Genomic DNA, 25,378 nt, shown 5'->3' with positions numbered 1-25,378 from the left:
GTCGAATCGCCGGTCCTGCGGGACCCGGCGCCGCCCCGGCTGTGGATCGCGCCGGAGGCTTGTGGTGACCAGGAGGAACGCCGTGACCGCCCAGCCCGACGTCGCCCGGCGGGAGGCCCTCACGCCGCCCTACCGGTACACCGCCGAGCTCGCAGGAGAGATCGAGGCGCGGTGGCAGGACCGGTGGGAGGCCGAGGGCACCTTCGACACCCCGAACCCCTCGGGCCCGCTCGCCGACGGCCGCACGCTGGACCCGGCCGAGAAGTACTACCTGATGGACATGTTCCCGTACCCGAGCGGTGCGGGCCTGCACGTCGGGCACCCGCTGGGCTTCATCGGGACCGACGTCCTCGGCCGGTTCCTGCGCATGACCGGGCGCACCGTGCTGCACACGATGGGCTTCGACGCGTTCGGACTGCCCGCCGAGCAGTACGCCGTGCAGACCGGCACGCACCCGCGGACCACCACCGAGGCGAACGTCGAGCGCTACCGCGCCCAGATCCGTCGGCTCGGGCTGGCGCACGACAAGCGCCGGTCGGTGTCCACAACCGACGTCGGGTTCTACCGCTGGACGCAGTGGATCTTCCTCCAGATCCACGGCTCGTGGTTCGACCCGTCGGTCGACCGCGCGCGCCCGATCGCGGAGCTCGAGGCGGAGTTCGCCGCCGGGGAGCGCGCCGTCCCGGGCGGCCGCGCGTGGTCGGAGCTGTCGCGCCCCGAGCAGGACCGCGTGCTGGACGGCTACCGCCTGGCCTACCTGGCCGACGCGCCGGTGAACTGGTGCCCGGCGCTGGGCACGGTGCTCTCCAACGAGGAGGTCACCGCCGACGGGCGCTCCGAGCGCGGCAACTTCCCCGTGTTCCGGCGCAACCTGCGCCAGTGGATGATGCGGATCACCGCCTACGCCGACCGGCTGGCCGACGACCTGGACGGCGTCGACTGGCCCGACTCGGTCAAGGCGATGCAGCGGAACTGGATCGGCCGCTCCCAGGGCGCCACCGTCCGCTTCCGCAGCGGTGAGCACTCCCTCGAGGTCTTCACGACCCGGCCGGACACCCTGTTCGGTGCCACCTACATGGTCGTGGCGCCGGAGCACCCCCTGATCGACGCTATCGTCCCCGACGCGTGGCCGACGCTCGCCGACGAGGCGGAGCTCGACGGTCGGTGGACCGGCGGCGCCCCGACCCCGGCCGACGCGGTCGCCGGGTACCGGCGCGTGGTGGCCTCGCGGTCCGACCTGGAGCGTCAGGAGGCCCGCGACAAGACCGGCGTCTTCACCGGCGCCTGGGCCGTCAACCCGGTCAACGGGGAGCCGCTGCCGGTCTTCGTCGCCGACTACGTCCTGATGGGCTACGGCACCGGCGCCATCATGGCCGTCCCGGGCCAGGACCAGCGCGACTGGGACTTCGCGACGGTCTTCGGGCTGCCGATCCGGCGGACCGTGCAGCCGCCGGAGGACTTCGACGGCGAGGCCTACACGGGCGCCGGCGCGGCGATCAACTCGTCGAACGACGAGATCTCGCTGGACGGGCTCGGCGTCGACGAGGCGAAGGCGACGATCATCGCGTGGCTCGCGGAGCGGGGCGACGGCGAGCCGGTCGTCCAGTACAAGCTGCGCGACTGGCTGTTCAGCCGGCAGCGGTACTGGGGCGAGCCGTTCCCGGTCGCCTACGCCGCCGACGGCGAGACCGACGGCGGGCCCTCGATCCCGCGCGCGCTGCCCGAGTCCGACCTGCCGGTGGTGCTGCCCGACGTCGACGAGTACGCGCCGAAGACGTTCGCCCCCGACGACCGCGACTCCGCCCCGGAGTCGCCGCTCGCACGCGCGACCGAGTGGACGACGTTCTCGGCCGACCTCGACTCCGACGACGAGCGGGCCTGGGCGCGCTACGTCCGCGAGACGAACACGATGCCGCAGTGGGCCGGCTCCTGCTGGTACCACCTGCGCTACCTCGACCCGACCAACGACCAGCGCTTCGTCGACCCCGACGTCGAGCGGTTCTGGCTGGGCCCGCGACCCGACGTGTTCGGCCCGGCCGACCCCGGCGGCGTGGACCTCTACGTCGGCGGTGTCGAGCACGCGGTGCTCCACCTGCTCTACGCGCGGTTCTGGCAGAAGGTGCTGTTCGACCTCGGCCACGTGTCGGCGTCCGAGCCGTTCCGGCGCCTGTTCAACCAGGGCTACATCCAGGCGTGGGCGTACACGGACGCGCGCGGGGTCTACGTGCCGGCCGAGGAGGTCGTCGAGGGTCCCGACGGTGGATTCACGTGGAACGGTGAGCCCGTCACCCGCGAGTACGGGAAGATGGGCAAGTCGCTTCGCAACGTGGTGACCCCGGACGACATGTGCGCCACCTACGGCGCCGACACCTTCCGGCTCTACGAGATGTCGACCGGCCCGATGGAGGCCTCGCGCCCCTGGTCGACCCGCGACGTCGTCGGCTCGCAGCGCTTCCTGCAGCGCGTGTGGCGGCTGTTCGTCGACGAGACCGACGGGTCGCTGCGCGTCTCCGACGACGAGCCGGGCGACGACACGCTGCGCCTGCTGCACCGCACGATCGACGGCGTCCGCGCCGACTTCCCGGCGCTGCACTACAACACCGGCGCCGCGAAGCTCATCGAGCTGTCGAACCACCTGACGAAGGCCTACCCCGACGGCGGGTGCCCCCGGTCGGTGGCGGAGCCGCTCGTGCTCCTGCTCGCGCCGCTGTGCCCGCACCTGGCCGAGGAGCTGTGGTCGAAGCTCGGCCACGACGCCTCGCTCGCCTACGCGGACTTCCCGGTGGCCGACCCGGCGCTGCTCGTCGAGGACACCGTCGAGTACCCGATCCAGGTCAAGGGGAAGGTGCGCTCGCGGATGACGGTGTCCGCCTCGGCCGGTGAGGACGAGGTGCGGGCCGCGGCCCTGGCGGACGACAAGGTCGTCGAGCTGCTCGCCGGTGCGGAGCCGCGGAAGGTGATCGTGGTGCCGGGTCGTCTGGTCAACGTGGTCCCGTAGCCCGGGGCCGCCTCTCCCCTCCTTGAGCGAAGGGCACCTTCGGTCGCATAGACGGGCCGTGGGCGCCCATCGCCAGGGTCATTGCGTGCCCGGCCGTTTCGAGCGAAGGGGCCCTTCGCTCAATAGAGCCGCACGCGGGCGCCCCTCGCGATGACGGATGGATCCGGACGGGCACCGGCTGCGTCAGCACCCATGTGCCCCCTCGTGCAGCAGTCGACTGGGACGCGGTGTCCGACGCCGCCCCCCAGCGCCTCATCCTCGTCCGAACCCTTCTCGCGCTCGGCGTGCCGTCGAGCACCATCGCGTTCCGCTGTCGCAAGGTCGGCGGGCTCTGGTGGCGGCCGCTCGCCGGCCTGATCGCCCTCACCCGCGGCGTGCTCACCGTGTACCAACGGCTGGTCGCCGCGCTCCTGGTCTGTGGGGACGCCGCGCAGGTCACCGGGCTCGCCGCCTGCCGGCTCTACGGACTGGAACGGGTCCCCGACCACGACGAGGTCCACGTCCTCATCCCGCACGACCAGCGCCGCCGGTCAGAAAGCTTCCTCCTCGTCGAGCGGACGTCGCGTCTGCCGCCCCACCCGATCGTGCGGGACGGCATCCGGTGCGCGCCGCTCGCGCGTGCGCTCGTCGACGCCGCCCGCCGGCTCCTGCGCATCGACGAGGTCCGGGCTCTGCTCTGTGAGGCGGTCCAACGTCGCATGGTCACCGTCGCGGCGCTGCGGGCGGAGCTGGAGGCCGGATCCTGTCGTGGCGCGGCGCTGGTGCGCCAGGTCGTGGTCGAGCTGGAGGACGGCGTCCGGTCGGCGGCGGAGGGATGGCTCCGCGACCTGGTCCTCGCCATGCCGGAGTTCGCCGACATCCGGTGGAACGTCGCCGTGCGCCTGCCGAACGGGACGAGGGTCATCGCCGACGGATTCGTCGACGGCGTCGCGCTCGCCATCGAGCTCAACTCGTTCGCCTACCACGCCGATCTCGAGAAGTTCGACGCGACGATGCGACGGCAGGCCGAGATGATCGCCGCGGGCATCGTCGTCGTCCCCGTGACGCCGCGCGAGCTGCGGGAGGACCCGGCGGCGGTCCGTCGCAAGCTGCGGGCCGCGCTCGAGCAGGCGCGCCTGCGACCCCGACCCGCCGTCGTCGTCGGCTGACCCGACTCGAACGAAGGGCCCCTCCGGTCGAGTAGATCGACCGAAGGGGCCCTTCGCGCGGTACGACGAGTCGCCCGAGCCGTATGGCGGTGGGCGCCCACGGCTCATCTATTCGACCGAAGGTGCCCTTCGGTCAACGGGGGCCGGCCACGCCAGCAGGGGGAGCCTCAGGACTCGCCGCGGATGAACGACTCGACCGCGTCGTAGGCCACGGAGTCCCGGTACTGCACGGGCGGCGACTTCATGAAGTACGACGAGGTCGCGAGCAGCGGCCCGCCGATGCCCCGGTCGAGCGCGATCTTCGCGGCGCGGACGGCGTCGATGATGATGCCGGCCGAGTTCGGGGAGTCCCAGACCTCGAGCTTGTACTCCAGCGACAGCGGCACGTCCCCGAAGGCGCGCCCCTCGAGGCGGACGTAGGCCCACTTGCGGTCGTCCAGCCACGGCACGTGGTCCGACGGGCCGATGTGGACGTTGTCCTTGCCCATATCGCGGTCGATCTGGGAGGTGACCGACTGGGTCTTCGACGTCTTCTTCGACTCCAGCCGCTCGCGCTCGAGCATGTTCTTGAAGTCCATGTTGCCGCCGACGTTCAGCTGCATCGTGCGGTCGAGGTGGACGCCCCGGTCCTCGAACAGCTTCGCCAGCACGCGGTGGGTGATCGTGGCACCGACCTGGGACTTGATGTCGTCACCGACGATCGGCACGTTCGCGTCGGTGAACTTCTGCGCCCACTCGGGGTCGGACGCGATGAACACGGGCAGGGCGTTGACGAAGGCGACGCCCGCGTCGATCGCGCACTGCGCGTAGAACTTGTCCGCCTCCTCGGAGCCGACCGGCAGGTACGACACGAGCACGTCGACGCGCGCCTCGCGCAGCGCCGCGACCACGTCCACCGGCTCCTCGTCGGCCTCGGTGATCGTCTCGCGGTAGTAGCGGCCGAGGCCGTCGTAGGTGTGGCCGCGCTGGACGGTCACGCCGGTCGGGGCGACGTCGGCGATCTTGATCGTGTTGTTCTCCGACGACACGATCGCCGAGGCGAGGTCCTGGCCGACCTTCTTGGCGTCCACGTCGAACGCCGCGACGAACGTCAGGTCGCGGACGTGGTAGCCGCCGAAGTCGACGTGCATGAGACCCGGCACGCGGGCGGCCGGGTCGGCGTCGGCGTAGTACGTGACGCCCTGGACCAGCGACGCGGCGCAGTTGCCCACACCGACGATGGCCACTCGGACCTGACCCATGGATGGTCTCCTTCTGCTATTCCGGACGACGGGTCCGGCCCGTCGCCTCGTCGGTGGCGGTAGGGCTCAGCGACCGCTCGTGGTCGATGAGCTCGTCGAGCCAACGGACCTCGCGCTCGGTGGTGTCCAAGCCGATGCGGTGCAGTTCGCGGGTGTAGCGGTCGATCTGCTCGCCCGCGCGCGTCAGCGTCGAGCGGAGCCCGTCGCGGCGTTCCTCGACGCGGCGGCGGCGGCCCTCGAGGATGCGCATGCGCACCTCGGCGGGCGTGCGGGAGAAGAACGCCAGGTGCACGCCGAACCCGTCGTCGTCGTAGGCCTGCGGGCCGGCCTCGCCGAGCAGTTCGTCGAGCCGGTCCTTGCCCTCCGCGGTGATCTCGTAGACCTTGCGGCTGCGGCGGCCCTGGCGGCCCCAGCTGCGCTCCTCGCCGGCCGGTGCCTGCTCCGCGATCAGGGCGGCACGTTGCAGCCGACGCAGGGTCGGGTACAGGGACCCCCAGGAGAACGCGCGCAGCGGCCCGAGGCGGGCGTGGAGCTGTTTGCGCAGCTCGTAGCCGTGCATGGGGGCCTCGTGGAGGAGGCCGAGGACGGCGAGTTCCAGCACGACGCCCTCCTCCCGCTCCGCTCCGGCACGACCGGCCGACCATATCGCGGCGATACATCGGGCGACCCTCCGCGACGATCTCGTCACACCGCGACCGGCGCGCCCGGGCCGGTCGCTGGCTACGCTGGAACGCGTGCGCCCACCCCGTCAGGTCGTCGACTACGCGCTGCAGCGTCGCGCGCACCTCGCCGACGTGGCCGCCGGACGCACCTCGACCACGGACGCCTGCGACGCCGGGGCCTACCTGCTCCAGGCCGCCGCGTACCACGGTCTGCCGACCACCACGCCGTGTCCGCTGTGCCGCCGCGACGACCTCGTCAACGTGTCCTGGGTCTTCGGTGACCGGCTCGGTCCGGTGTCCGGGTCCGCCCGTTCGGCCGACGAGATCGCTCGGTTGGACGACGCGGCGGGCGAGTTCACGGTCCACGTGGTGGAGGTCTGCCGTACGTGCCGGTGGAACCACCTCGTACAGTCCTACGTCTTGGGAGCGGACGACGCCTCGGGATCGGGTCGCCGTCGGCGTCGCACGGCCTCGCCCTGACGCCGCGGTGGGCGCGACCTGACGCGACGCCGCACCCGGCCGAGATGTTCCTGGGAGGCGCCACGTGACCGACGACCGTCGAGGTGACCGTCGTCCCGGCGACGGCGCCGCGCCGCCGCCGCCGGTCGGTCCCCGGGGCAACCTGCCGCCCGGATGGTCGCCCGTCCCGCCCTCGCGGACGCCCGGCCGGGGCCCCGACGGTGCCAACGGCGGCGCACCCCACGGCCCCGGCGGCGCGAACGGCCGGCCCGGCCCGGCGCCGACCCGCGTCGGACCGACGCCCGGCGCGGAGCCGGCCCGACCCGCCGTCGGGAACGGGCCGGGCGGCCCGAACGCGACGCGCGTCGGCGGTCCCTTCCCCGATGCCGGGCGCCCCGCAGCGGACCAGCGTCCCGAGCCGCGCCTGCTGACCCACGACGGGTCGCGGCCGCTCGCGACCGCCGCCGCGGCGACCTCCCCCACCCGCGCGAGCGCGGGGGCACGCGCCGGCGGTCGGCCCGGCACGGCACCGACCGCGGCGACCGAGGTCGTGCAGGGCACGGCTGCGCCGGGGCGCGGCGGCTCGCGCACCCCGCCGCCCGGGACCCCGCCCGTCCGCGGCGGTGACGACGACTCCGAGCCCGACCCGAAGCGTCGGGGACGGCGCATCCGGCGGGTCGTCTACGTCCTGCTGGCCCTGCTGATCCTGGGGCCGGTCCTCGCGTTCGCCGTCGGCTGGATCTTCTTCCGCATCCCGAGCCCGGACGACGCGACCAACAACCAGGTGGCGACGATCGCCTACGCGGACGGCAGCCCGCTCGCGAGCCTGACCCAGGCCGAGGGCAACCGCATCAAGGTGCCGCTCTCCCAGGTGCCGCTCGCGGTGCAGCACGCCGTGGCCTCCGCGGAGGACCGCAGCTTCTACACCAACTACGGCTTCGACCCGATCGGCATCGCCCGTGCGGCCTGGAACCAGGCGCAGGGCGGGGTCGGCGGCGGGTCGACGATCACCCAGCAGTACGTGAAGAACGTGCTGGTGGGCGACGAGTACTCGCTGTGGCGCAAGTACCGCGAGGTGGTGATCGCGGCGAAGATCAACCAGGAGCAGTCGAAGGAGCAGATCCTCGAGAACTACCTGAACACGATCTACTTCGGTCGCGGCGCGTACGGCATCCAGGCCGCCTCGCAGGCCTACTTCGGACGTCCCGTGGAGACGCTGTCGCCGTCCGAGGGCGCGATGATCGCCGGGCTGATCCAGGCCCCGTCGAAGTGGGACCCGGCGGTCGACCGCGGCGGCTCGCAGCAGCGGTGGAACTACGTCCTCGACGGCATGGTCGAGAAGAACTGGCTCTCCCGCGCCGACCGCCAGGCCGCCGTCTTCCCGACGACGATCCCGCCCTCCCAGCGCCGGTCCGGCATCCCCGCGAACGACCGCGGCCACATCGTCACGGCGGTCAAGGACGAGCTCGCCTCCTACGGCATCACCGAGCAGCAGGTGAACCAGGAGGGCCTGAAGGTCGAGACCACCATCGACCCGAAGCTCCAGCAGCAGGCGGCCGACGCGGCGGAGAGGACGCTGCAGGGCCAGCCCGCGAACCTGCGCACGGCCCTGGTCTCGGTCGACCCGCGGACCGGCTCGATCGTCGCCTACTACGGCGGCGAGGAGGGCTCCGGCTTCGACTACGCGCAGGCCAAGCGGCAGCCGGGGTCGTCGTTCAAGCCGTTCGTGCTGCTCGCCGGCCTCGAGAAGAACCCGCCGATCGGCCTCGGGACGACCTACGACGGGTCGTCCCCGAAGGAGATCGCCGGCACCAAGGTCTCGAACTCCGAGGGCGAGAGCTGCCCGAACTGCAACCTGAAGGAGGCGATGACGCTCTCGATCAACACGGTCTTCTACCAGCTGGGGGTCGACGTCACGCCGCAGAAGGTCGCCGACGCCGCCCACCAGGCCGGGATCTCCGCGGCCCTCGACAGCCCGAGCGGCGGTATCGCCCTCGGTGACAAGGAGGTGCGCCCGGGCGACATGGCCTCGGCCTACGCCACCTTCGCCGCCGACGGCCAGTTCCACCGGCCGCACATGGTCACACGGGTGACGACGGCCGACGGGCGCGTGCTCTACGACGGCGGGGTCCCCGCCGCGGAGCAGCGGATGAGCCAGCAGCTGGCCCGCAACGTCACCGAGTCGATGCTCGACGTCGCCTCGCACTCGCAGATCCCGCTCTCGAGCGGCCGCCCGGTCGCGAGCAAGACCGGCACCGTGCAGTCCTCGGTCGAGGGCCAGAACAACGACGCCTGGACGGTCGGCTACACCCCGCAGATGTCCACCGCGGTCTGGGTCGGCACCGACGACAACTCGCCGATCAAGAGCTCCAACGGCAGGCCGATCTACGGCCGCGGCGTGCCCGGCCAGATCTGGCAGCGCTACATGAACACCGCGCTGCGCAACGAGCCGGTGCAGCAGTTCTCCGACTTCAAGGCGATCGGGACGGCGCCCGCGCCGCCGAAGCCGCCGGAGGGCCAGGACCCGAACAACCCCGACGGGCAGAACGGCCAGTACTGCGTCGACGGGGTCTGCGTGAACTACGGGGGCCAGAACGGCGACGGCAACAACGGGAACAACGGCGACGGGAACAACGGCGACAACAACGGGAACAACGGGAACAACGGCGACAACGGGGACAACAACGGCGGGGACGGGAACGACGACGGCAACCGGGGAAGACCCGACTTCGGTGACTTCTTCCCCGGTGGCTGACCCGCGTGTCCGCTGACGCCCCGCCGACCCGCAGCCGCGCGCACGACCCCGAGTCGCTCGACGCGGCGTCCCGGGTGCTCCCGGCCCACGACGACGGGTTCGTCCGCGCCGCGAGCGCCGCGGTGGGCGGACCCGTCGGTGCCCACGCCGTCGTCGGACGCGCGAACTTCTTCACGCCGCTGCGGGTGGTGCTGCTGCTCGCGACGATCGTGCTGGCGCTGGGCTGGTTCGCGAAGTCGCCGTGCCTGCAGCAGTACGTCGACGACTCCGGTCAGCTCCAGCTCGACTGGCGCGACAGCCGCCAGTACGTGGCGATGTGCTACTCGGACACCGTCCCGCTCTACACCGCGGAGCGCCTCGACCAGGGCGGCGTCCCGTACGTGACCAGCTGGGTCGACCAGCGCGACGACGGCAGCACCCAGGTGCGCTACATGGAGTACCCGGTGCTCACCGGGTTCTTCCAGTGGGCCAACGCCCGGCTGACCGCGGGCTGGCTCACGCTCGGGCTGCCCGCGGCGCTGCCGGTGGTCGTCTACTTCGACCTGTCCGCGTTCTGGCTGGCGCTGGCGTGGCTCGGTGTCATGTGGGCGATGGTGCGGCTGCGCCCGGGCCGGCCCTGGGACGCGGCGATCGCCGCGGTCTCCCCGCTGGTCGCGGTGCACGCGTTCACCAACTTCGACACGCTGGCCGTCGCGGGCGCGACCCTCGGCATGCTCGCGTGGTCGCGCCGCCGACCCGGACTCGCGGGGCTCGCCCTCGGTCTCGGGGCCGCCGCGAAGCTCTACCCGCTGTTCCTGCTGTTCCCGCTGCTGCTGCTCTGCCTGCGCGCCGGGCGGATGCGGTCGTGGTGGACGGTCGCGCTGACCGGGATCGGCGCCTGGGTGGTGGCCAACGCGCCCGTCGCGATCCTGGCGCCGACCGGCTGGTGGGAGTTCTTCCGCCTCAACTCCACCCGCGCCGCGGACCCCGACTCGCTCTACAACATCGTCGCGGCCCTGACGGGATGGTCGGGGTTCGACGGTCCCCTCGCCCCCGGCCAGGCGCCGAGCGTGCTGAACGCGGTCACCGCGGTGCTGTTCGCCCTGTGCTGCGTGGCGATCGCCGTCCTGGTGTGGCGGGCGCCCGTACGCCCACGGCTGGCGGCGATCGCGTTCCTCGTGGTCGCCGCGTTCCTGCTGACCAACAAGGTGTGGAGCCCGCAGTACTCGCTGTGGCTGATCCCGCTGGCGGTGCTCGCCTACCCGCGCTGGAAGCCGCTGCTGATCTGGATGGCGGTCGACGCGTTCGTCTGGGTCCCGCGGATGTACTACTACCTCGGCACGAACAACAAGGGCCTGCCGGCGCCGTGGTTCTACGGCGCGGTCGTGCTCCGCGACCTCGCCGTGATCGCCGTCGCCGTGCTGATCGTGCGCAGCGTGCTGCGCCCCGGGCTCGACCCGGTCCGGCGGCGTCCTGGCCGTCCCGGCCCGCCGGTGGTCGGGGCCGATCCCGACGGCGGGGTCCTCGACGGTGCCCCCGACGCGCCCTGGTTCGCGCGACGGAGGGGCCTTCCCGACGCCGGGTCCTCCCGCACCCCGGTGGGCGACGTCCGGGCCGCCGTCACCACTCGATCCGGGAACGGGTAGGCCCGCCCGGCCCAGGCCGGGGCGCACCCCCCGTGGCACGACCGTGACGGATCGGTGATGTGCGCGTCACCCCCGGAGCAGTGCCTCGTTGGGGAGGTCGACCGTCTCCTCCGACGTTCGCGCACGGGGCATGTGCTGGACCGGGAGGCGGCCGGGCAGCGTTGGTGTGAGAAGGGGTCGAAGCTGATGGGTGCGCGGTTCTCGCGTCTGGTGTCGGTCGCTGCGGCCGGAGGTGTCCTCACCGGGTCGCTGTTGCTCGGAGGTGGCGCCGCCCTCGCGGCGCCCGCCGCCCCGGCGGCCCCCGGCGACGTCGTCCCGGCGCGCTGCGGGCAGACGGTCCAGGCGAGCCCGGGCGACACCGTCCAGGTGACGCCGACCCTCGGTGCGCCGTTCCTCGTGCCGATCACCTCGGCCGCCGGCCCGCTGCAGTCGATCACCCGGCCGCTGACCGGGCTGCTGTGCCGCGTGCAGGTCCAGCTGGTCGAGCCGGTCGCGACGGCCGCGGCCGCCGCGGTCCCGCCGGCCGCGCCGCTCGCGTCCGCGGTGGCGAACGGGTCGCGCGCCGCCCTCGACCCGCAGTCCGCGCAGCCCTCCGCCGCCGCCGCGAGCCCGACCGCCGCGGCCGCCGCCGCGCCGGCCGCCCCGGTGGCGCCGATGGTCGCTCCGGCTCCCGCGCTGCCGCCGGCCGCGCTCGCCGCGCCGGCCTTCGCGCCCGCGTTCACCGGGCTGCCCTCGTCGTTCCTCGGGACCCCCGCCGCCGGCTCCGCGCCCGCCGGTCTCCCGGCCTACGACCCCGGCCAGCTGCTCGGCTCGGCCTTCCCGGGCCTCAAGGCCGGCGCCCCCGCGTACCTCGGCTACGACCCGGCCAGCGCGGTGACCACCGCCAGCCAGGTCCAGGCGCTGCCCGTCGACGGCCTGTCCGGCGGCATGGGCGTCCCGGTCATGCTCGCGGTCCTCGCCCTGGCCGGCGTCGCCGCCTTCGTCGTCCGCTCGATGGTGCTGCGCCGCGCCGCCGGCGCGAGCGTCGCGGCGACCGGGCCGGCCGAGCCGGCCGGACCCGTCGTCGGGAACGACGGGAACGCCGGGAACGAGGACGACGACTACGCGGTCGGGTCGATGGAGGAGCTCACCGCGCGCCACGGTGCGGCCCCGGAGTCGCCCGCGAACGGCTTCCCCGCCGCGCGCGGCGAGGCCCGCGAGACCGAACTGATGGGAACCACGCGCCGCTGAGCTGCGTCGGAGCCCACGAGGGACCAACTCGGGCGGGTCGGGGGTCACCCCGGCCCGCCCGTCGTCGTCTCGGGCACCGCCCGTAGACTGGTCGGACCGAGTTCCCTCCTGCCACGGATCGTCCGTGGCCGCCAGCCCATGGGAGGTGAGTGGTTCTCGTGCGCCACTACGAAATGGTCGTGATCCTCGAGCCGAGTCTCGACGAGCGCACCGTCGCCCCGTCCCTGGAGACGTTCCTCAACGTCATCCGCAAGGACGGCGGCACCGTCGAGAACGTCGAGGTCTGGGGCCGTCGACGTCTCGCCTTCGAGATCGAGAAGAACGCCGAGGGCATCTACGCCGTCCTCGACGTCAACTGCGAGCCCGCCACCATCAAGGAGATGGACCGGCAGCTCGCGCTGAACGAGTCGGTGCTGCGCACCAAGGTCATGCGTCGTGACCCGAACGCCGGAGCGCGTCGGGGCAAGGCCGGCGCGAGCTAATGGCCGGCGACACGGTCATCACCGTGGTCGGCAACCTCACCGCCGACCCGGAGCTGCGGTTCACGCCGTCGGGCGCCGCCGTCGCGAACTTCACCGTCGCGTCGACCCCCCGCACCTTCGACCGCCAGAGCGGCGAGTGGAAGGACGGGGAGGCGCTCTTCCTGCGCTGCAACATCTGGCGCCAGGCCGCCGAGAACGTCGCGGAGTCCCTGACCCGCGGAGCGCGTGTGATCGTGTCCGGTCGCCTCAAGCAGCGCTCGTTCGAGACCCGTGAAGGGGAGAAGCGCACCGTCATCGAGCTCGAGGTCGACGAGGTCGGCCCCTCGCTGCGGTACGCGACCGCGTCGGTGACCAAGGCCAGCCGCTCCGGCGGCGGCCCCGGCGGCGGTGGGGGCGGCTACGGCGCCTCCAACGGCGGCGGCGGCTACTCCGGCGGCGGTGGCGGGTACGGCGGCGGTGGCCAGTCCGGCCCGGCCGACGACCCGTGGGCCTCCGCGCCCGTCGCCGGTTCGTCCGGCGCCGGCGGGTACGACGACGAGCCCCCCTTCTGATCCCCAGAATCATCACCAGGAGATAGAGACACCATGGCGAAGCCGCCGGTGCGCAAGCCCAAGAAGAAGGTCTGCGCGTTCTGCAAGGACAAGAACCAGCTGATCGACTACAAGGACACCAACCTCCTCCGCAAGTACATCTCGGACCGCGGCAAGATCCGCGCCCGCCGGGTCTCGGGCAACTGCTCGCAGCACCAGCGGGACGTCGCCGTCGCCGTGAAGAACTCGCGTGAGATGGCGCTGCTGCCCTACACGTCGACCGCGCGCTGAGGAAGGGGACCCACGCGATGAAGCTCATCCTCACCGCCGACGTCGCCAACCTCGGTGGCCCCGGTGACCTCGTGGACGTCAAGGACGGCTACGGGCGCAACTTCCTGCTGCCCCGCGGACTGGCGATCGTCGCCACCCGCGGCGCGATGAAGCAGGTCGAGACGATCCGCCGCACCCAGGAGGGCAAGCGGATCCGCGACCTGGACCACGCCCGCGAGGTCGCCGGCGAGATCCAGGGCCTCGGCAAGGTCACCGTCGCCGCCAAGTCGGCCGGCGAGGGCGGCAAGCTGTTCGGCTCGATCAGCCCCGCCGACATCGTGGCCGCCGTGAAGTCCGCGGGCGGCCCGAACCTCGACAAGCGTCTCGTCGAGATCTCCGGCCACATCAAGTCCACCGGGTCGCACTCGGTCCACGTCCGGCTCCACCCGGACGTGCGCGTCGAGCTCCCGCTGGCCGTGCAGGGCATCTGAGCCCTCCCGTCCCACCTCGGGCCCCGGACCGCGTCGTCGGTCCGGGGCCCGACGTGTGTCCGGGGTCGCCCCGTCCCGACGACGGGTCCCGGCCGTCGATCGGCGAGGGGTCTCAAGCCCGTCGTCACCGCCTGTGGACAGTTCGGCCACGCTGCGCCGAGAGGTCACGAAACGGTCACCGCGCCGCCCGGCGCCCGCCGTCGGCCGGTCGCCGCCACGTCCCGTGGCCGTGTCGCGACACGCCGGTGATCTCGCGCGACGACATGCCGGTCCACTTGTTGTCCCCAGGGGGCACAACCCTCTGACCTGGGAGGACGCCGAATCTGAGCGGGTTGCCAACAGGTTGTCCCCAGGTGTGCCCACCTCGGGGGGCTGTGCTTGGTCGTCGGTCCCCAGTCCATGCACAGGGGCGTGCACACCACCGCCTCGCGGCCCCCGGGGCGACGGCCCTAGCGTGCGCCCCGGCGGGTGCACGGCGTGATTGTCGGACCCTCGTGCGAACGTACGTTCGACGGGGTCTCCGGTCAGGTCCGGACGGGTGGGAGGAACGATCGTGGCGGTGCTCGACGAGCGGGGCGCGGGCGGACGCGACGGCGGGTTCGGCGGCCAGCGCTCCCGGTCCGGCGACGGCGAGGGGCGTCCGGAGTTCGACCGGCAGCCTCCGCAGGACATCGCGGCCGAGCAGTCCGTGCTCGGCGCGGTCCTGCTGAGCAAGGACGCGATCGCTGACGTCATCGAGCTGCTGAAGCCCGACGACTTCTACCGTCCCGCGCACCAGACCGTCTACGAGTGCGTGCTCGACCTGTACGGCCGCGGGGAGCCCGCCGACGCCGTGACCGTCTCGGCCGACCTCGAGCGTCGTGGCGAGCTGCTGCGCATCGGGGGCGCGCCCTACCTGCACACGCTCATCGCCAGCGTCCCCACCGCGGCGAACGCCTCGTACTACGCCGAGATCGTGGCCGACCGCGCCGTCCTGCGGCGCCTCGTGGAGGCCGGCACCCGCATCGTGCAGCTCGGCTACCACGGCGGCGACGGGGCCGACACCGACGACATCGTCGACCGCGCCCAGGCGGCCGTGTACGAGGTGACCGACCGGCGCGTCACCGAGGACTACGTGGCCCTCGAGGACGTCCTGCAGCCGACGATGGACGAGATCGACGCGATTGCCTCGCGCGGCGGCGTGTCGTTCGGCGTGCCGACCGGGTTCGCCGACCTCGACGACGTCACGAACGGCCTGCACGCCGGGCAGATGATCATCGTGGCCGCCAGGCCCGGCATCGGGAAGGCGCTCGCGCTCGACACCCCGCTGGCCACCCCGACGGGCTGGACCACGATGGGCGAGGTCACGGTCGGCGACGAGCTGCTCGACGCCGACGGCCGCCCGACCCGCGTCGTCGCGGCCACGGACGTCCTGAGCGACCGCCCCTGCTACGCGGTCACCTTCTCCGACGGCACCGTGATCGTCGCCGATGCGCAGCACCAGTGGCTCACCGACACCCGCGCCTCGCGCCGTTCCGAGCGGGTGCCGGCTGCAGTGCGCACCACGGAGGAGATCGCGGGGACGCTGCGGACCCCGACCGCGGACGCCCGCCCCAACCACTCCGTGGACACCTGCCGTGCGCTCCAGCTGCCCGAGCAGGACCTGCTCGTGCCGCCCTACGCATTCGGCATCTGGCTCGGTGACGGCACCGCCGCCGGCGCGAGTTTCACGAGTGCGGACCCGGAGGTGGCCGCGCTGATCGAGGCCGAGGGCCTGATCGCGCCGGAGCTCGGGACGCCGATGCGGTACGGCCTGCGGCTCCCGCCGGAGGCGGGACCGGTCGAGCGCGCCTGCGTCGTGTGCGGAGCCTCCTTCGTCCCCACCGCCTCGCAGGTGCGCACCTGCGGGCAGTCCTGCGGCGGCGGGGCCCGCTTCGACTCGGCGCTCGGACGGCCGACCTGCCCCGACTGCGGAGCGCCCACCTCCGGGTCGGTCCGCTGCCAGGCCTGTCATCACGCCTCCGGGACGGTGCAGGGGCGGCTCGGCACTCTCGGCGTGCTCGGGGACAAGCACATCCCGGCGCAGTACCTGCGTGCGTCCGAGGCGCAGCGACGGGCTCTGCTGGCCGGGCTGCTGGACTCCGACGGCACGGTGCTGCCGACGGGTGCGATCCAGTGCGCGGTGACCGACCGTCGCCTCGCCGAGGACGTGGCGGAGCTGATCGTCTCGCTCGGCTTCCGCTGCTCGCTCACGACGACGGCGGTCCGCGGTCGGACCGCGGCTTCCATAGCGTCCTACCTCCTCACGTTCAGCACCACCGAGCAGGTCTTCCGGCTGGAGCGGAAGCGGCTCGCGCACAAGGAGCGGTGCCCCGCCGTCACCGACGTCCGGACGAGGCGCCGTTACGTGACGGACGTGCGCCCGGTGCCGTCGGTGCCGGTGCGGTGCGTCGAGGTGGACAACTCCGACCACCTCTATCTCGCGGGCCGCGCGATGGTGCCCACGCACAACTCGACGCTCGGGCTCGACTTCGCCCGCTCCGCGAGCGTGAAGCACGGCCTGACCAGCGCGGTGTTCTCGCTGGAGATGAGCCGCACCGAGATCGTCATGCGCATGCTCTCGGCCGAGGCGAAGATCCGTCTGGCCGACATGCGCGCCGGCACGATGACCGACGACGACTGGACCCGCCTGGCCCGCCGGATGAGCGAGATCTCCGAGGCCCCGTTGTTCATCGACGACTCGCCGAACATGACCATCATGGAGATCCGGGCGAAGGCGCGGCGGCTCAAGCAGCGGCACGACCTGCGCCTGATCATCCTCGACTACATGCAGCTGATGACCTCCGGCAAGAAGGTCGAGAGCCGCCAGCAGGAGGTCTCGGAGTTCTCGCGGCAGCTCAAGCTGCTGGCCAAGGAGCTGGAGATCCCGCTGGTCGCGATGAGCCAGCTCAACCGTGGTCCCGAGCAGCGCACCGACAAGAAGCCGCAGCTGTCCGACCTGCGTGAGTCCGGGTCGCTGGAGCAGGACGCCGACATGGTCATGCTGATCAACCGGCCCGACGCGTTCGAGCGGGACGACCCGCGCGCGGGCGAGGCGGACATCATCCTGGCCAAGCACCGCAACGGGCCCACCGCGACGATCCCGATCGCCCACCAGCTGCACTACAGCCGGTTCGCCGACCTCGCCCGGGGCTGAGGCGACCGGGTCGTCCGCGGGTCCGGCTCAGGGCAGGGTGACGACGACCTTGCCGCTCCCGCTCTCGGCGAGCGCGTGGGCCTTCACGATCTCGTCGAGCGGGAGGACGTGGGCCACGCGCGGCCGGTAGTGGCCGTCCCGCCCGAGCTCGGCGGCCTCGGCCAGGACGGCCGAGTCGTTCTCGGCGTCGACCTGGTGCGTCCCGAGGCGGGCGGCGCCCTCGCGGTCGAGCACGGTGACCACGCGGGTCGGGTCGCCGACGATCTCGACGAGCGCGGGCAGGGCGTCGGAGGGCGCGGCGTGCAGGGCGACGTCGACCCCCTGCGGGGCGAGCTCCCGGACCCGCTCGGGCAGGCCCGGGCCGTACGTGGTGGGCACGACGCCCGCGTCCCGCAGGGCGGCGTGGTTGGCCTCGCTCGCGGTGCCGATCACCGTGGCGCCGGCGTGGAGCGCGGCGGCCGCCGCCGCGGTGCCGACGGCCCCGGAGACGCCGTCGATCAGGAGCGTGCGACCCCGGAGGTCGCCGAGCGGCGCCAGGCCCCGCAGAGCGGTCACCGAGCCGAGCCCGGCGGCCGCGGCCTCCTCGATGCTCCAGGTCGGGGGGACCGGGGCCCAGGCCGTGAGCACGGCGAACTCCGCCGTGGTGTCGGCCAGACCTCCGAGCCCGAACACCGGCTCGCCCGGCTCGACGCCCTCGACTCCGGGCCCGACCTCGTCGACCACGCCGGCCGCGTCCCGCCCCGGGACGGCGGGCAGCTCGAGGGGCACGGCCTGGGCGAGGGCCCCCGAGCGGAACAGCCAGTCGATCGGGTTGATGCTGGCGGCCCGGACCCGGATCCGGATCGAGCCCGGCCCGGCATGCGGTTCGGGCGCCTCCTCCACCGTGAGGACCTCGGGGCCGCCGTAGCGGTGGAAGCGCGCTGCGCGCATGGTCTGCTCCTGATCGTCGCGATACCTGTCGACGGCAACCGGAGCCGGGCGCGGATGTTCCCGGGCACGATGAGCCTGTGACCCGACCCTCGCGCCTGCGCCCCGACGAGCTCGACCCGGCCGGACGCCGGGTGTACGACGCCATCGCGTCGGGGCCGCGGGCGGGCAGCGGGCTGGTGAACGACGACGGATCGCTCCGGGGTCCGTTCGACGCGATGCTGCGGAACCCCGCCGTCGGGGAGCCGCTGCAGGCCGTGGGCGCGGCGCTGCGCTACGGCGGGCAGCTGTCCGACCGGGCCCGCGAGCTGGTCATCCTCCGGGTCGCCGGGGTGCGGGAGAGCGGTTTCGAGCGCGCCACCCACGAGCCGATCGCCCGCCGGGCGGGACTCACCGACGACGAGCTCGCCGCGCTCGCCGCGGACGCCGTGGTCACGTGGCCGGACCCGGTGGAGGACGCCGCCGACACCGCGGCCCGCACCCTGTTGCACCACGGGCCGGTCGACGACGACACCTACCGGGCGTGGGTGGACGTCCTGGGCGAGGCACGGCTGGTCGAGGTGACGGCCCTTGTCGGCTACTACGGCCTGCTCGCCGACCTGCTGCGGGTGTTCACCGCGGAGGGATCGAGGAGGTGACGGGGACCACGACGCGGGTAGCCCATCGGGTCCACCACACGAGAGGACCCGTCATGAGCACCGAGAAGCACACCGACCCGTCGATGGTCGTCCCGCCCGCCGAGCAGCTGACCGGGGAGTCGTCCGAGCCCGACCGGCCCGCCGTGTCGGACGTGTTCCCCGCCGGCGAGGCGGCCTCCGAGGAGCACCTCGAGCCGAACGACCGCTGATCACCCGAGGACGAGCGGGAGACCCGCCGTCGTGAAGGGCTCCGGCCCGAGGAAGGACGTCAGCTCGGCGATCCGGTCGCCGCGCAGGGTCAGCACCGTGATCGACCAGGCCCGGTAGGACCGGTCGTCGGGACCCTGCGCGACGGCGGGCCCGTTCAGGTAGAGCGCGAGCGCGGGTTGGCCGTTGGCGCTGGTGACGACGGTGCGCCACGTCCCGCACGCGCCGAGGGGCACCGCCCGCGTGAAGGCGTCGACCGCCGCGTGGCCCGCGTACCAGCCGGGCAGCGGCGGCATCGACCACGTGACGTCCTCGGTCAGCAGCGCCACGAGCCGGTCGGCGTCGCCCTGCTCGAGCGCGGTCGCGTAGCCGGTCACGACGGCGCGCAGGCGGGCGTCGTCGAGCTCGGCCAGCGTCCGGGCCTGGGACACCGGCGGCACCCGTTCGGCCACGATCCGCCGCGCGCGTTGGAGGGCGGAGTTCACCGACGCGGTGGACGTGCCCATCGTCGTCGCGATCTCGGCGGCGGAGAACCCGAGCACCTCGAAGAGCAGCAGCGCGGCCCGCTGGTTGCCGGGCAGGTGCTGCAGCGCCGCGACGAACGCGAGCTCGACCGACTCCCGCTCCTCGACCGCGAGCGCCGTGTCCGGGTAGGGGGTCAGCCAGGCGACCTCGGCGGGTGCGTCGTCGAGGACCGGCTCGGGTGCCGCCGGCCCCAGGTCCATCGGGAGGGCACGGCGACCGCGGGCGTCGGCGAGGTCGAGGCAGGTACGGGTGGCCACCGTGTACAGCCACGACCGGAGCGCGCTGCGGCCCTCGAAGCGGCCGATCCCGCGCCACGCCCGCAGCAGGGCGTCCTGGAGCGCGTCGTCGGCGTCGTGGACCGAGCCGAGCATCCGGTAGCAGTGCGCGTGCAGCTCGCGGCGCAGCGGCGCGACCAGCCGGTCGAACGCGGCCCCGTCCCCGGCGCGCGCGGCGGCGAGATCGGTGGCGTCGGCGAGCGCGGCGTCCATGCGCCGAGTCTGCCGCGTGCTCGGGTCCGATTCGAGCGACGGGACCCCTCGGTCGGAAGAACCGCCCGTGGGCGCCCCTCGCCGGACGGCCGCCGGGATGGCGGTGGGCGCCCCTCGCCCGTCTACCCGACCGAGGGTGCCCCTCGGTCGGGAGCGCCCGGGGACGACGACCGCAGCGGCAGCACCACGACCGCCGTCCCCGCCACGAGCAGCACGAGGAACCCGACGGTCGCCGACCAGCCCGCGGCGCCGAACACCACCCCGCCGAGCGTGCCGCCGACCGACGAGCCGACGTAGTAGCTGAACAGGTAAATCCCCGAGGCGACGGCCCGCCCGTGCTCGGCCCGCCGCCCGACCCACGCCGAGGCCACCGCGTGGCCCGCGAAGAAGCCGACGGTGAGCAGCGCGAGCCCGCCGATCACCAGGGCGAGGACGGGCGCGAGCATCGCGACGGCGCCGAGCGCGGCCACCCCGCACGCGGCGAGGACGGTGGTGCGCGCGCCGAGCCGACCCGAGAGCCGGCCGGCCACGGTGGAGGTCACCGTGCCGACCGCGTAGAGCACGAACACGAACCCGACGACGAGGTCGGACAGCGAGAACGGGGGCCCGAGCAGGCGGAAGGCCACGTAGTTGTAGGCGCAGACGAACGTGCCCATGAGCAGCAGCCCGACTGCGAACAGCCGGCGCAGCACCGGGTCGCCCAGGTGCGAGCGCACCTCGGCGGCCAGCGCACCGGCGGAGACGGGCGTGGGCGTGAACCGGCGCGACGGCGGCAGCACCAGCCAGAACACGAGCAGGTAGACCGCCGAGACCCCCGCGATGCCGCCGAGCGCGAGCCGCCAGGAGCCGGTGAGGTCGTTCAGCGCGGACACGACGATGCGCCCGCCGAAGCCGCCGACCGAGTTCCCCGCGACGTAGAGGCCCATCGCCCCGCCGAGGTGCCCGGTGTCGATCTCGTCGGCCAGGTAGGCCATGCCCACCGCGGGCAGCCCGGCGAGCGCCACCCCCTCGAGCGCGCGCAGCACCAGGAGCAGCCAGAGCGAGGGCGCCGTCGCCGCGGCCAGCCCGAGCACCACGGCGCCCGCCAGCGACCACACCATGACCGGCCGCCGGCCCCACCGCTCCGAGAGCGCCGAGGCGGGGATGATCGCGAGCGCCAGCCCGCCCGTCGTCACCGACACCGACAACGAGGCCGTGCCGGGCGACACCGCGAACACCTCGACGAGCCGCGGGAGCAGGGGCTGCGTGGCGTAGAGCAGCGCGAACGTGGTGAAGCCCGCGAAGAACAGCCCGACCGCGACGCGCCGGAAGCCCGCGTCACCACGCCGCAGGGCGGGCGCGGCGGTCGTCGACATCGTTACTCAGGCTAACCGGACGATTCGTCCGCCACCCACGTCAGGTACGTCTCATGTCCCCCGACGACCGGCAGCGCGACGACCTCGGGCATGTCGTAGGAGTGGTTCGCGACGATCCACGCGGTCACCTCGTCGACCCGGGTCGTCTTCACGACGAGCTGGTACTCCGGTTCGACCTGCACCCCGCCCTCCCAGCGGAACACGCTGCGGACCGGACCGACGATCTGGACGCAGGCGGCCAGTCGGGACTCGACGAGGCCGCGCGCCAGGCGCTGCGCCTCGTCGTCGGAGTCGGTGGTGGAGAGGACGACGTGGGGCTCGGGCACGCCCGCCAGTCCTACCCGACCGGCTCGGACTCGCGCGCCCCGAACACCTTCCCCTTCGCCTCCGGTCCCAGCAGCAGCACCACCGCCGTCAGGACGAGCACCGGCACGATGACCGCCGCCAGCGCGACCGAGCCGCTGTAGGCGGCGGCGAGGGCGGCCTGGATCGGCAGGTTGAACGAGGCGATCGCGTTGCCCAGCTGGTAGGTCACGCCCGGGTAGAAGCCGCGGACCTCGTCGGGCGAGAGCTCCGCGAGGTGGGCGGGCACCACGCCCCAGCCGCCCTGCACGAGGAGCTGGAGCAGGAACGCCCCGAGGGTCACGAGGCCGAGCGTCGGGGAGAAGGCGAAGAGGAACGCGACCGGGATCGCGAGGATCGCGCAGCCGGCGGCCGTGCGCCGCCGTCCGAAGCGCTCGGACAGCGCCCCGAAGTAGGCGCCGCCGATGATCGCGCCGACGTCGTAGATGATCGCGACGACGGTGACCGTGCCCGTCGAGGCGGCGAAGTCCTCCTCGAGGAAGGTCGGCACGAAGTCCTGGGTGCCGTGGCTCATGAGGTTGAACAGGGTCATGAGCACGATCAGGTAGACGAACCGGCGGAGCACGGCCGGCTGCAGGAACACCTGCCGTGGCCCGACCTTCGTCAGCTCCACCTTCTCCTGCGTCCGCTCCCACGCCTCCGACTCACCGACCCGGGTGCGGATGAGGAAGGCGATGAGCGCCGGGATCGCGCCCAGGACGAACAGCCACCGCCAGCCGAGGGCCGGTCACGACGACGTTGGCGACGGTCGCGAGCAGGTACCCGACGGGATAGCCCTGCTGCAGCAGACCGGACCAGAAGCCGCGCTTGTCCGGCGGGCTCTTCTCCAGGGCCAGCGACGCGCCGAGGCCCCACTCCCCACCCATGCCGAGCCCGAACAGGAAGCGCAGCACGACGAGGACGGTGAACGTGGGCGCGAGCCCGGAGAGCACCTCCATCGCCGAGTAGAAGAGGACGTCGACCATCAGCGGGATGCGGCGGCCCTTCTTGTCCGCCCGGATCCCGAAGATCAGCGCTCCGATCGGCCGGCGATCAGGGTGACCGTCGTGAGGAAGGCCACCTCGGCCGTCGAGCGGCCGAACTCCTTCGCGATGTCGGACAGGGCGAACACGACGAGGAAGAAGTCGAAGGCGTCCATCGCCCAGCCCAGCCAGGCGGCGAGGAAGGCGTTGCGTTGCTCGCGGGTCAGTCCCCGCGCCTGCTCGAGAAGTCCCGGACCGGCCATGAACCCAGAACTGAGGCTCAACAACAGACGGGTGGGCGCCCGTCGTCGGGAACGTCCCCCGATGTCCGCCGTCGGACGCGCCTACGCTCGTGAGCATGGCGAACGACCCGCGCGGCGGCCCCCGACACCGCTGGCTCGTCCTCGGCATCTGCTGCACGAGCCTGCTCGTGGTGTCGATGGACAACACGATCGTCAACGTCGCCCTGCCGGCGATCCGCGCGGACCTCGCGGCCTCGATCACCGAGCTGCAGTGGACGGTCGACGCCTACACGCTCGTGCTCGCGTGCTTCCTCATGCTCGCGGGCGCCACCGGTGACCGGCTCGGCCGGCGCCGGACGTTCCAGACCGGGCTCGCCGTCTTCGGGCTCGGCTCGCTGCTGTGCAGCCTCGCCCCGTCGGTCGGCTGGCTGATCGCGGCGCGCGCGGTGCAGGGCATCGGCGGCACCATGCTCAACCCGATCGCGCTGTCCATCGTCACGAACGTCTTCGTCGACCCGCGGGAGCGCGCCCGGGCCATCGGCGTCTGGGGCTCGGTGGTCGGCATCTCGCTCGGCCTCGGACCGGTGCTCGGTGGACTGCTCACCGAGTCGATCGGCTGGCGGGCGATCTTCTGGGTCAACGTGCCGATCGTGCTCGCCGCGATCGCGCTGACGGCGCGCTTCGTGCCGGAGTCGCGGGCCGCGCACGCCCGCCGCCCGGACCCGGTCGGCCAGCTGCTGGTGGTGGTCCTGCTCGGGTCGGTGACGACCGCCGTGATCGAGGCGCCCCGCCTGGGCTGGACCTCGGGCGCCGTCGTCGGGCTCGGGGTGGCGGCCGTGGTCGCGCTCGTCGCCCTGCTCGTCTGGGAGCGGCGCCGCCGCGAGCCGCTGCTCGAGCTCGGGTTCTTCGCGAGCGTGCCGTTCTCCTCGGCGACCGTCATCGCGGTGTGCTCGTTCGCCGCGTTCGCCTCCTTCCTGTTCCTCTCGACGCTCTACCTGCAGGAGGTGCGGGGGCTCTCGGCGCTCGCCGCGGGGCTCGCCCTGCTGCCCGCCGCCGTGACGGCCACGGTGTGCGCGCCGCTGTCCGGTCGGCTGGTGGCCACCCGCGGGTCACGGCTCTCGCTGGTCGTCGCCGGCGTGACGATGACGGCGGTGTCGGTCGTGCTGACCCAGGTGGGGCCGGAGACGCCGGAGTGGGTCCTGCTGGTCGTCTTCGCGGTCTTCGGGATCGGCTTCGGCCTGGTCAACCCGCCCATCACGAACACGGCCGTCAGCGGGATGCCGCGCGCGCAGGCGGGCGTGGCCGCGGCGGTCGCCTCGACGAGCCGGCAGGTGGGCTCCACCTTCGGGGTGGCGGTGAGCGGCACCCTGGTGGCCGCCTCCGTCAGCGTCGCCGACGGTCTGCCGGTGGCGTGGGTGGCGGCGGCGGTCGCGACGGTCGTCGTCGGGGTGCTCGGGATCGCGGCGACGACCGCGCGGGCCCGGGCCTCCGCCGACCGGGTGGCCGCCTCGTTCGCGGAGGACGCGGCACCCGCCCGCCCGGTGTGACATGGGACGACGGCATCGGCGAAGCGGATGACCGCTGAACGAACCCATCGTGGGAGATCGACCACTCCTCCGGGCGCCGTCGCGGCCCGAGGGGCAGGCTGGGCGCTCCGCGCGGACCCGTCGCGGGGGGAAGGAGATGCCACGTGACGACGACGCAGACGCCGGCCGCTGCCGCCGGGACGTTCCAGCTGGGGGGCGAGCTCACCGTCCGGCGCCTGGGCTACGGCGCGATGCGGCTCACCGGTGAGGGCATCTGGGGCCCGCCGAAGGACACCGACAACGCGCTGGCCGTGCTGCGCCGCGCCGTGGAGCTGGGGGTCGACTTCGTCGACACCGCCGACTCCTATGGCCCGTACGTCAGCGAGGAGCTCGTCCGGGAGGCGCTCTACCCCTACCGCGACGTCCGGGTCGCCACGAAGGCCGGCCTGCTGCGCACCGGGCCGAACCGGTGGATCCCCTGCGGTCGGCCGGACTACCTGCGCCAGGAGTGCGAGATGAGCCTGCGCCGCCTCGGCGTGGAGACCATCGACCTCTTCCAGCTCCACCGCGTCGACCCGCACGTGGCCGCGGACGAGCAGTTCGGGCTCCTCGCCGACCTGCAGCGCGAGGGCAAGGTGCGCCACGTCGGCCTGTCCCAGGTGTCGGTCGAGCAGATCGAGGCCGCCGGGCGGATCGTCGACGTCGCGTCGGTGCAGAACCGCTACAACCTCGTCGACCGGTCCTCGGACGCCGAGCTGCGCCACTGCACCGAGCACGGCATCGCGTTCATCCCCTGGGCGCCCGCCGACGCCGGGAACCTGGCGAAGGAGGGCAACGCCGCCCACGACGTGGCCGTCGAGCTCGGCGCCACCCCGGCCCAGGTCGCCCTGGCGTGGCTGCTGCAGCGCAGCTCGGTGATGCTGCCGATCCCCGGCACCGCCTCGCTCGAGCACCTCGAGGAGAACTGCGGGGCCGGCGCCCTGGAGCTCCCCCGCAACGCGGTCGAGCGCCTGGACGCCGCAGGGGCCTGACGGCAGGTGAGCACGAGAGGTGGCTGCAGCCACCTCTCGTGGTCACAC

General features: G+C 73.3%; 24 protein-coding genes. 15 read left to right on the top strand and 9 right to left on the bottom strand.

Annotated elements, in window-relative coordinates:
* The first annotated feature begins 82 nt into the window (after positions 1–82).
* Complete coding sequence (gene leuS, locus LN037_RS04620) at positions 83–2,998, top strand: leucine--tRNA ligase (RefSeq protein WP_230750253.1); 2,916 nt, start codon at positions 83–85, stop codon at positions 2,996–2,998.
* Positions 2,999–3,225: 227 nt separating this feature from the next.
* Complete coding sequence (locus LN037_RS04615; protein WP_230750251.1) at positions 3,226–4,146, top strand: putative endonuclease domain-containing protein; 921 nt, start codon at positions 3,226–3,228, stop codon at positions 4,144–4,146.
* A 167-nt stretch (positions 4,147–4,313) separates the two neighbouring features.
* Here the strand turns inward: LN037_RS04615 and LN037_RS04610 are convergent, their stop codons facing one another.
* Both LN037_RS04610 and LN037_RS04605 read right to left on the bottom strand, forming a co-directional pair.
* Positions 4,314–5,387 (bottom strand): inositol-3-phosphate synthase, encoded by a 1,074-nt coding sequence (locus LN037_RS04610; RefSeq protein WP_230750249.1) that lies wholly within the window; start codon positions 5,385–5,387, stop codon positions 4,314–4,316.
* A 16-nt stretch (positions 5,388–5,403) separates the two neighbouring features.
* On the bottom strand, positions 5,404–5,988 hold the full coding sequence (locus tag LN037_RS04605; RefSeq protein ID WP_230750247.1) for a PadR family transcriptional regulator: 585 nt from the start codon (positions 5,986–5,988) through the stop codon (positions 5,404–5,406).
* Between the two features lie 133 nt (positions 5,989–6,121).
* Between LN037_RS04605 and LN037_RS04600 the strand changes: the two genes are divergently transcribed.
* From LN037_RS04600 to dnaB, 9 genes are all read left to right on the top strand, one after another.
* Positions 6,122–6,529 carry a DUF5318 family protein gene (locus LN037_RS04600; protein WP_230750245.1) on the top strand — a complete coding sequence of 136 codons (408 nt, stop codon included), beginning with the start codon at positions 6,122–6,124 and terminating at the stop codon, positions 6,527–6,529.
* Positions 6,530–6,593: 64 nt separating this feature from the next.
* Positions 6,594–9,263 (top strand): transglycosylase domain-containing protein, encoded by a 2,670-nt coding sequence (locus LN037_RS04595; protein ID WP_230750244.1) that lies wholly within the window; start codon positions 6,594–6,596, stop codon positions 9,261–9,263.
* Between the two features lie 5 nt (positions 9,264–9,268).
* The gene (locus tag LN037_RS04590; protein ID WP_230750242.1) at positions 9,269–10,888 is read left to right on the top strand and encodes a glycosyltransferase family 87 protein; all 1,620 of its coding nucleotides are present in this window, start codon (positions 9,269–9,271) and stop codon (positions 10,886–10,888) included.
* Between the two features lie 186 nt (positions 10,889–11,074).
* On the top strand, positions 11,075–12,118 hold the full coding sequence (locus LN037_RS04585; RefSeq protein WP_230750240.1) for a hypothetical protein: 1,044 nt from the start codon (positions 11,075–11,077) through the stop codon (positions 12,116–12,118).
* 149 nt (positions 12,119–12,267) lie between these two features.
* Positions 12,268–12,600, top strand: coding sequence for a 30S ribosomal protein S6 (gene rpsF, locus LN037_RS04580; RefSeq protein ID WP_230750238.1), 333 nt, complete (start codon positions 12,268–12,270; stop codon positions 12,598–12,600).
* Positions 12,600–13,151, top strand: coding sequence for a single-stranded DNA-binding protein (locus LN037_RS04575; RefSeq protein WP_230750236.1), 552 nt, complete (start codon positions 12,600–12,602; stop codon positions 13,149–13,151). The genes rpsF and LN037_RS04575 overlap by 1 nt, the downstream gene beginning before the upstream one ends.
* Before the next feature lie 33 nt (positions 13,152–13,184).
* Entirely contained in the window at positions 13,185–13,421 is a 237-nt protein-coding gene (rpsR, locus tag LN037_RS04570; RefSeq protein WP_018330393.1) for a 30S ribosomal protein S18, read from the top strand.
* A gap of 17 nt (positions 13,422–13,438) precedes the next feature.
* Positions 13,439–13,891, top strand: coding sequence for a 50S ribosomal protein L9 (gene rplI, locus LN037_RS04565; protein WP_230750234.1), 453 nt, complete (start codon positions 13,439–13,441; stop codon positions 13,889–13,891).
* A gap of 553 nt (positions 13,892–14,444) precedes the next feature.
* Complete coding sequence (gene dnaB / locus LN037_RS04560; RefSeq protein WP_308286107.1) at positions 14,445–17,066, top strand: replicative DNA helicase; 2,622 nt, start codon at positions 14,445–14,447, stop codon at positions 17,064–17,066.
* A gap of 27 nt (positions 17,067–17,093) precedes the next feature.
* Here the strand turns inward: dnaB and LN037_RS04555 are convergent, their stop codons facing one another.
* Positions 17,094–17,996 carry an NADP-dependent oxidoreductase gene (locus tag LN037_RS04555; protein WP_230750232.1) on the bottom strand — a complete coding sequence of 301 codons (903 nt, stop codon included), beginning with the start codon at positions 17,994–17,996 and terminating at the stop codon, positions 17,094–17,096.
* A 77-nt stretch (positions 17,997–18,073) separates the two neighbouring features.
* Between LN037_RS04555 and LN037_RS04550 the strand changes: the two genes are divergently transcribed.
* Positions 18,074–18,631 (top strand): carboxymuconolactone decarboxylase family protein, encoded by a 558-nt coding sequence (locus tag LN037_RS04550; protein ID WP_230750230.1) that lies wholly within the window; start codon positions 18,074–18,076, stop codon positions 18,629–18,631.
* A gap of 53 nt (positions 18,632–18,684) precedes the next feature.
* Entirely contained in the window at positions 18,685–18,840 is a 156-nt protein-coding gene (locus LN037_RS04545; protein WP_230750228.1) for a hypothetical protein, read from the top strand.
* Here LN037_RS04545 and LN037_RS04540 read toward each other — a convergent pair whose 3' ends face one another.
* The 6 genes from LN037_RS04540 to LN037_RS33360 all read right to left on the bottom strand — a co-directional run bounded on the left by LN037_RS04540 (position 18,841) and on the right by LN037_RS33360 (position 22,794).
* Positions 18,841–19,851, bottom strand: a complete 1,011-nt coding sequence (locus LN037_RS04540; RefSeq protein ID WP_230750227.1) for a sigma-70 family RNA polymerase sigma factor — start codon at positions 19,849–19,851, stop codon at positions 18,841–18,843.
* A 122-nt stretch (positions 19,852–19,973) separates the two neighbouring features.
* Positions 19,974–21,206, bottom strand: coding sequence for an MFS transporter (locus LN037_RS04535; RefSeq protein ID WP_230750225.1), 1,233 nt, complete (start codon positions 21,204–21,206; stop codon positions 19,974–19,976).
* Between the two features lie 11 nt (positions 21,207–21,217).
* Entirely contained in the window at positions 21,218–21,532 is a 315-nt protein-coding gene (gene cutA, locus LN037_RS04530; RefSeq protein ID WP_230750223.1) for a divalent-cation tolerance protein CutA, read from the bottom strand.
* Between the two features lie 11 nt (positions 21,533–21,543).
* A complete protein-coding gene (locus tag LN037_RS33370; RefSeq protein ID WP_308286104.1) occupies positions 21,544–22,182 on the bottom strand; it encodes an MFS transporter in 639 nt (212 codons plus the stop codon).
* Between the two features lie 31 nt (positions 22,183–22,213).
* Positions 22,214–22,534: an MFS transporter gene (locus LN037_RS33365; protein WP_308286103.1), complete on the bottom strand. Its 321-nt coding sequence runs from the start codon at positions 22,532–22,534 to the stop codon at positions 22,214–22,216.
* A 44-nt stretch (positions 22,535–22,578) separates the two neighbouring features.
* Positions 22,579–22,794 carry a hypothetical protein gene (locus LN037_RS33360; protein WP_308286102.1) on the bottom strand — a complete coding sequence of 72 codons (216 nt, stop codon included), beginning with the start codon at positions 22,792–22,794 and terminating at the stop codon, positions 22,579–22,581.
* 95 nt (positions 22,795–22,889) lie between these two features.
* On the opposite strand from LN037_RS33360, the gene LN037_RS04520 reads away from it, so the two are divergent.
* Both LN037_RS04520 and LN037_RS04515 read left to right on the top strand, forming a co-directional pair.
* Positions 22,890–24,320, top strand: a complete 1,431-nt coding sequence (locus LN037_RS04520; RefSeq protein WP_230750221.1) for an MFS transporter — start codon at positions 22,890–22,892, stop codon at positions 24,318–24,320.
* A gap of 143 nt (positions 24,321–24,463) precedes the next feature.
* A complete protein-coding gene (locus tag LN037_RS04515; RefSeq protein WP_230750219.1) occupies positions 24,464–25,330 on the top strand; it encodes an aldo/keto reductase in 867 nt (288 codons plus the stop codon).
* Positions 25,331–25,378 lie beyond the last annotated feature (48 nt).

Origin of the sequence: Actinomycetospora soli (assembly GCF_021026295.1) — a bacterium.
In the GTDB taxonomy this organism is placed as follows: domain Bacteria; phylum Actinomycetota; class Actinomycetes; order Mycobacteriales; family Pseudonocardiaceae; genus Actinomycetospora; species Actinomycetospora soli.
The sequence above is the reverse complement of the archived record's forward strand: the minus strand, read 5'-3'. Positions and strand labels throughout refer to the sequence as shown.

What these genes read in the sequence shown, in the direction of transcription:
- LN037_RS04610 (WP_230750249.1), bottom strand. Translation starts at nt 5,387, where the DNA reads ATGGGTCAGGTCCGAGTGGCCATCGTCGGTGTGGGCAACTGCGCCGCG.
- LN037_RS04585 (WP_230750240.1), top strand. Translation starts at nt 11,075, where the DNA reads ATGGGTGCGCGGTTCTCGCGTCTGGTGTCGGTCGCTGCGGCCGGAGGT.
- LN037_RS04575 (WP_230750236.1), top strand. Translation starts at nt 12,600, where the DNA reads ATGGCCGGCGACACGGTCATCACCGTGGTCGGCAACCTCACCGCCGAC.
- rpsR (WP_018330393.1), top strand. Translation starts at nt 13,185, where the DNA reads ATGGCGAAGCCGCCGGTGCGCAAGCCCAAGAAGAAGGTCTGCGCGTTC.
- rplI (WP_230750234.1), top strand. Translation starts at nt 13,439, where the DNA reads ATGAAGCTCATCCTCACCGCCGACGTCGCCAACCTCGGTGGCCCCGGT.
- LN037_RS04555 (WP_230750232.1), bottom strand. Translation starts at nt 17,996, where the DNA reads ATGCGCGCAGCGCGCTTCCACCGCTACGGCGGCCCCGAGGTCCTCACG.
- LN037_RS04545 (WP_230750228.1), top strand. Translation starts at nt 18,685, where the DNA reads ATGAGCACCGAGAAGCACACCGACCCGTCGATGGTCGTCCCGCCCGCC.
- LN037_RS04540 (WP_230750227.1), bottom strand. Translation starts at nt 19,851, where the DNA reads ATGGACGCCGCGCTCGCCGACGCCACCGATCTCGCCGCCGCGCGCGCC.
- LN037_RS04535 (WP_230750225.1), bottom strand. Translation starts at nt 21,206, where the DNA reads ATGTCGACGACCGCCGCGCCCGCCCTGCGGCGTGGTGACGCGGGCTTC.
- LN037_RS33365 (WP_308286103.1), bottom strand. Translation starts at nt 22,534, where the DNA reads ATGGTCGACGTCCTCTTCTACTCGGCGATGGAGGTGCTCTCCGGGCTC.
- LN037_RS33360 (WP_308286102.1), bottom strand. Translation starts at nt 22,794, where the DNA reads ATGGCCGGTCCGGGACTTCTCGAGCAGGCGCGGGGACTGACCCGCGAG.
- LN037_RS04520 (WP_230750221.1), top strand. Translation starts at nt 22,890, where the DNA reads ATGGCGAACGACCCGCGCGGCGGCCCCCGACACCGCTGGCTCGTCCTC.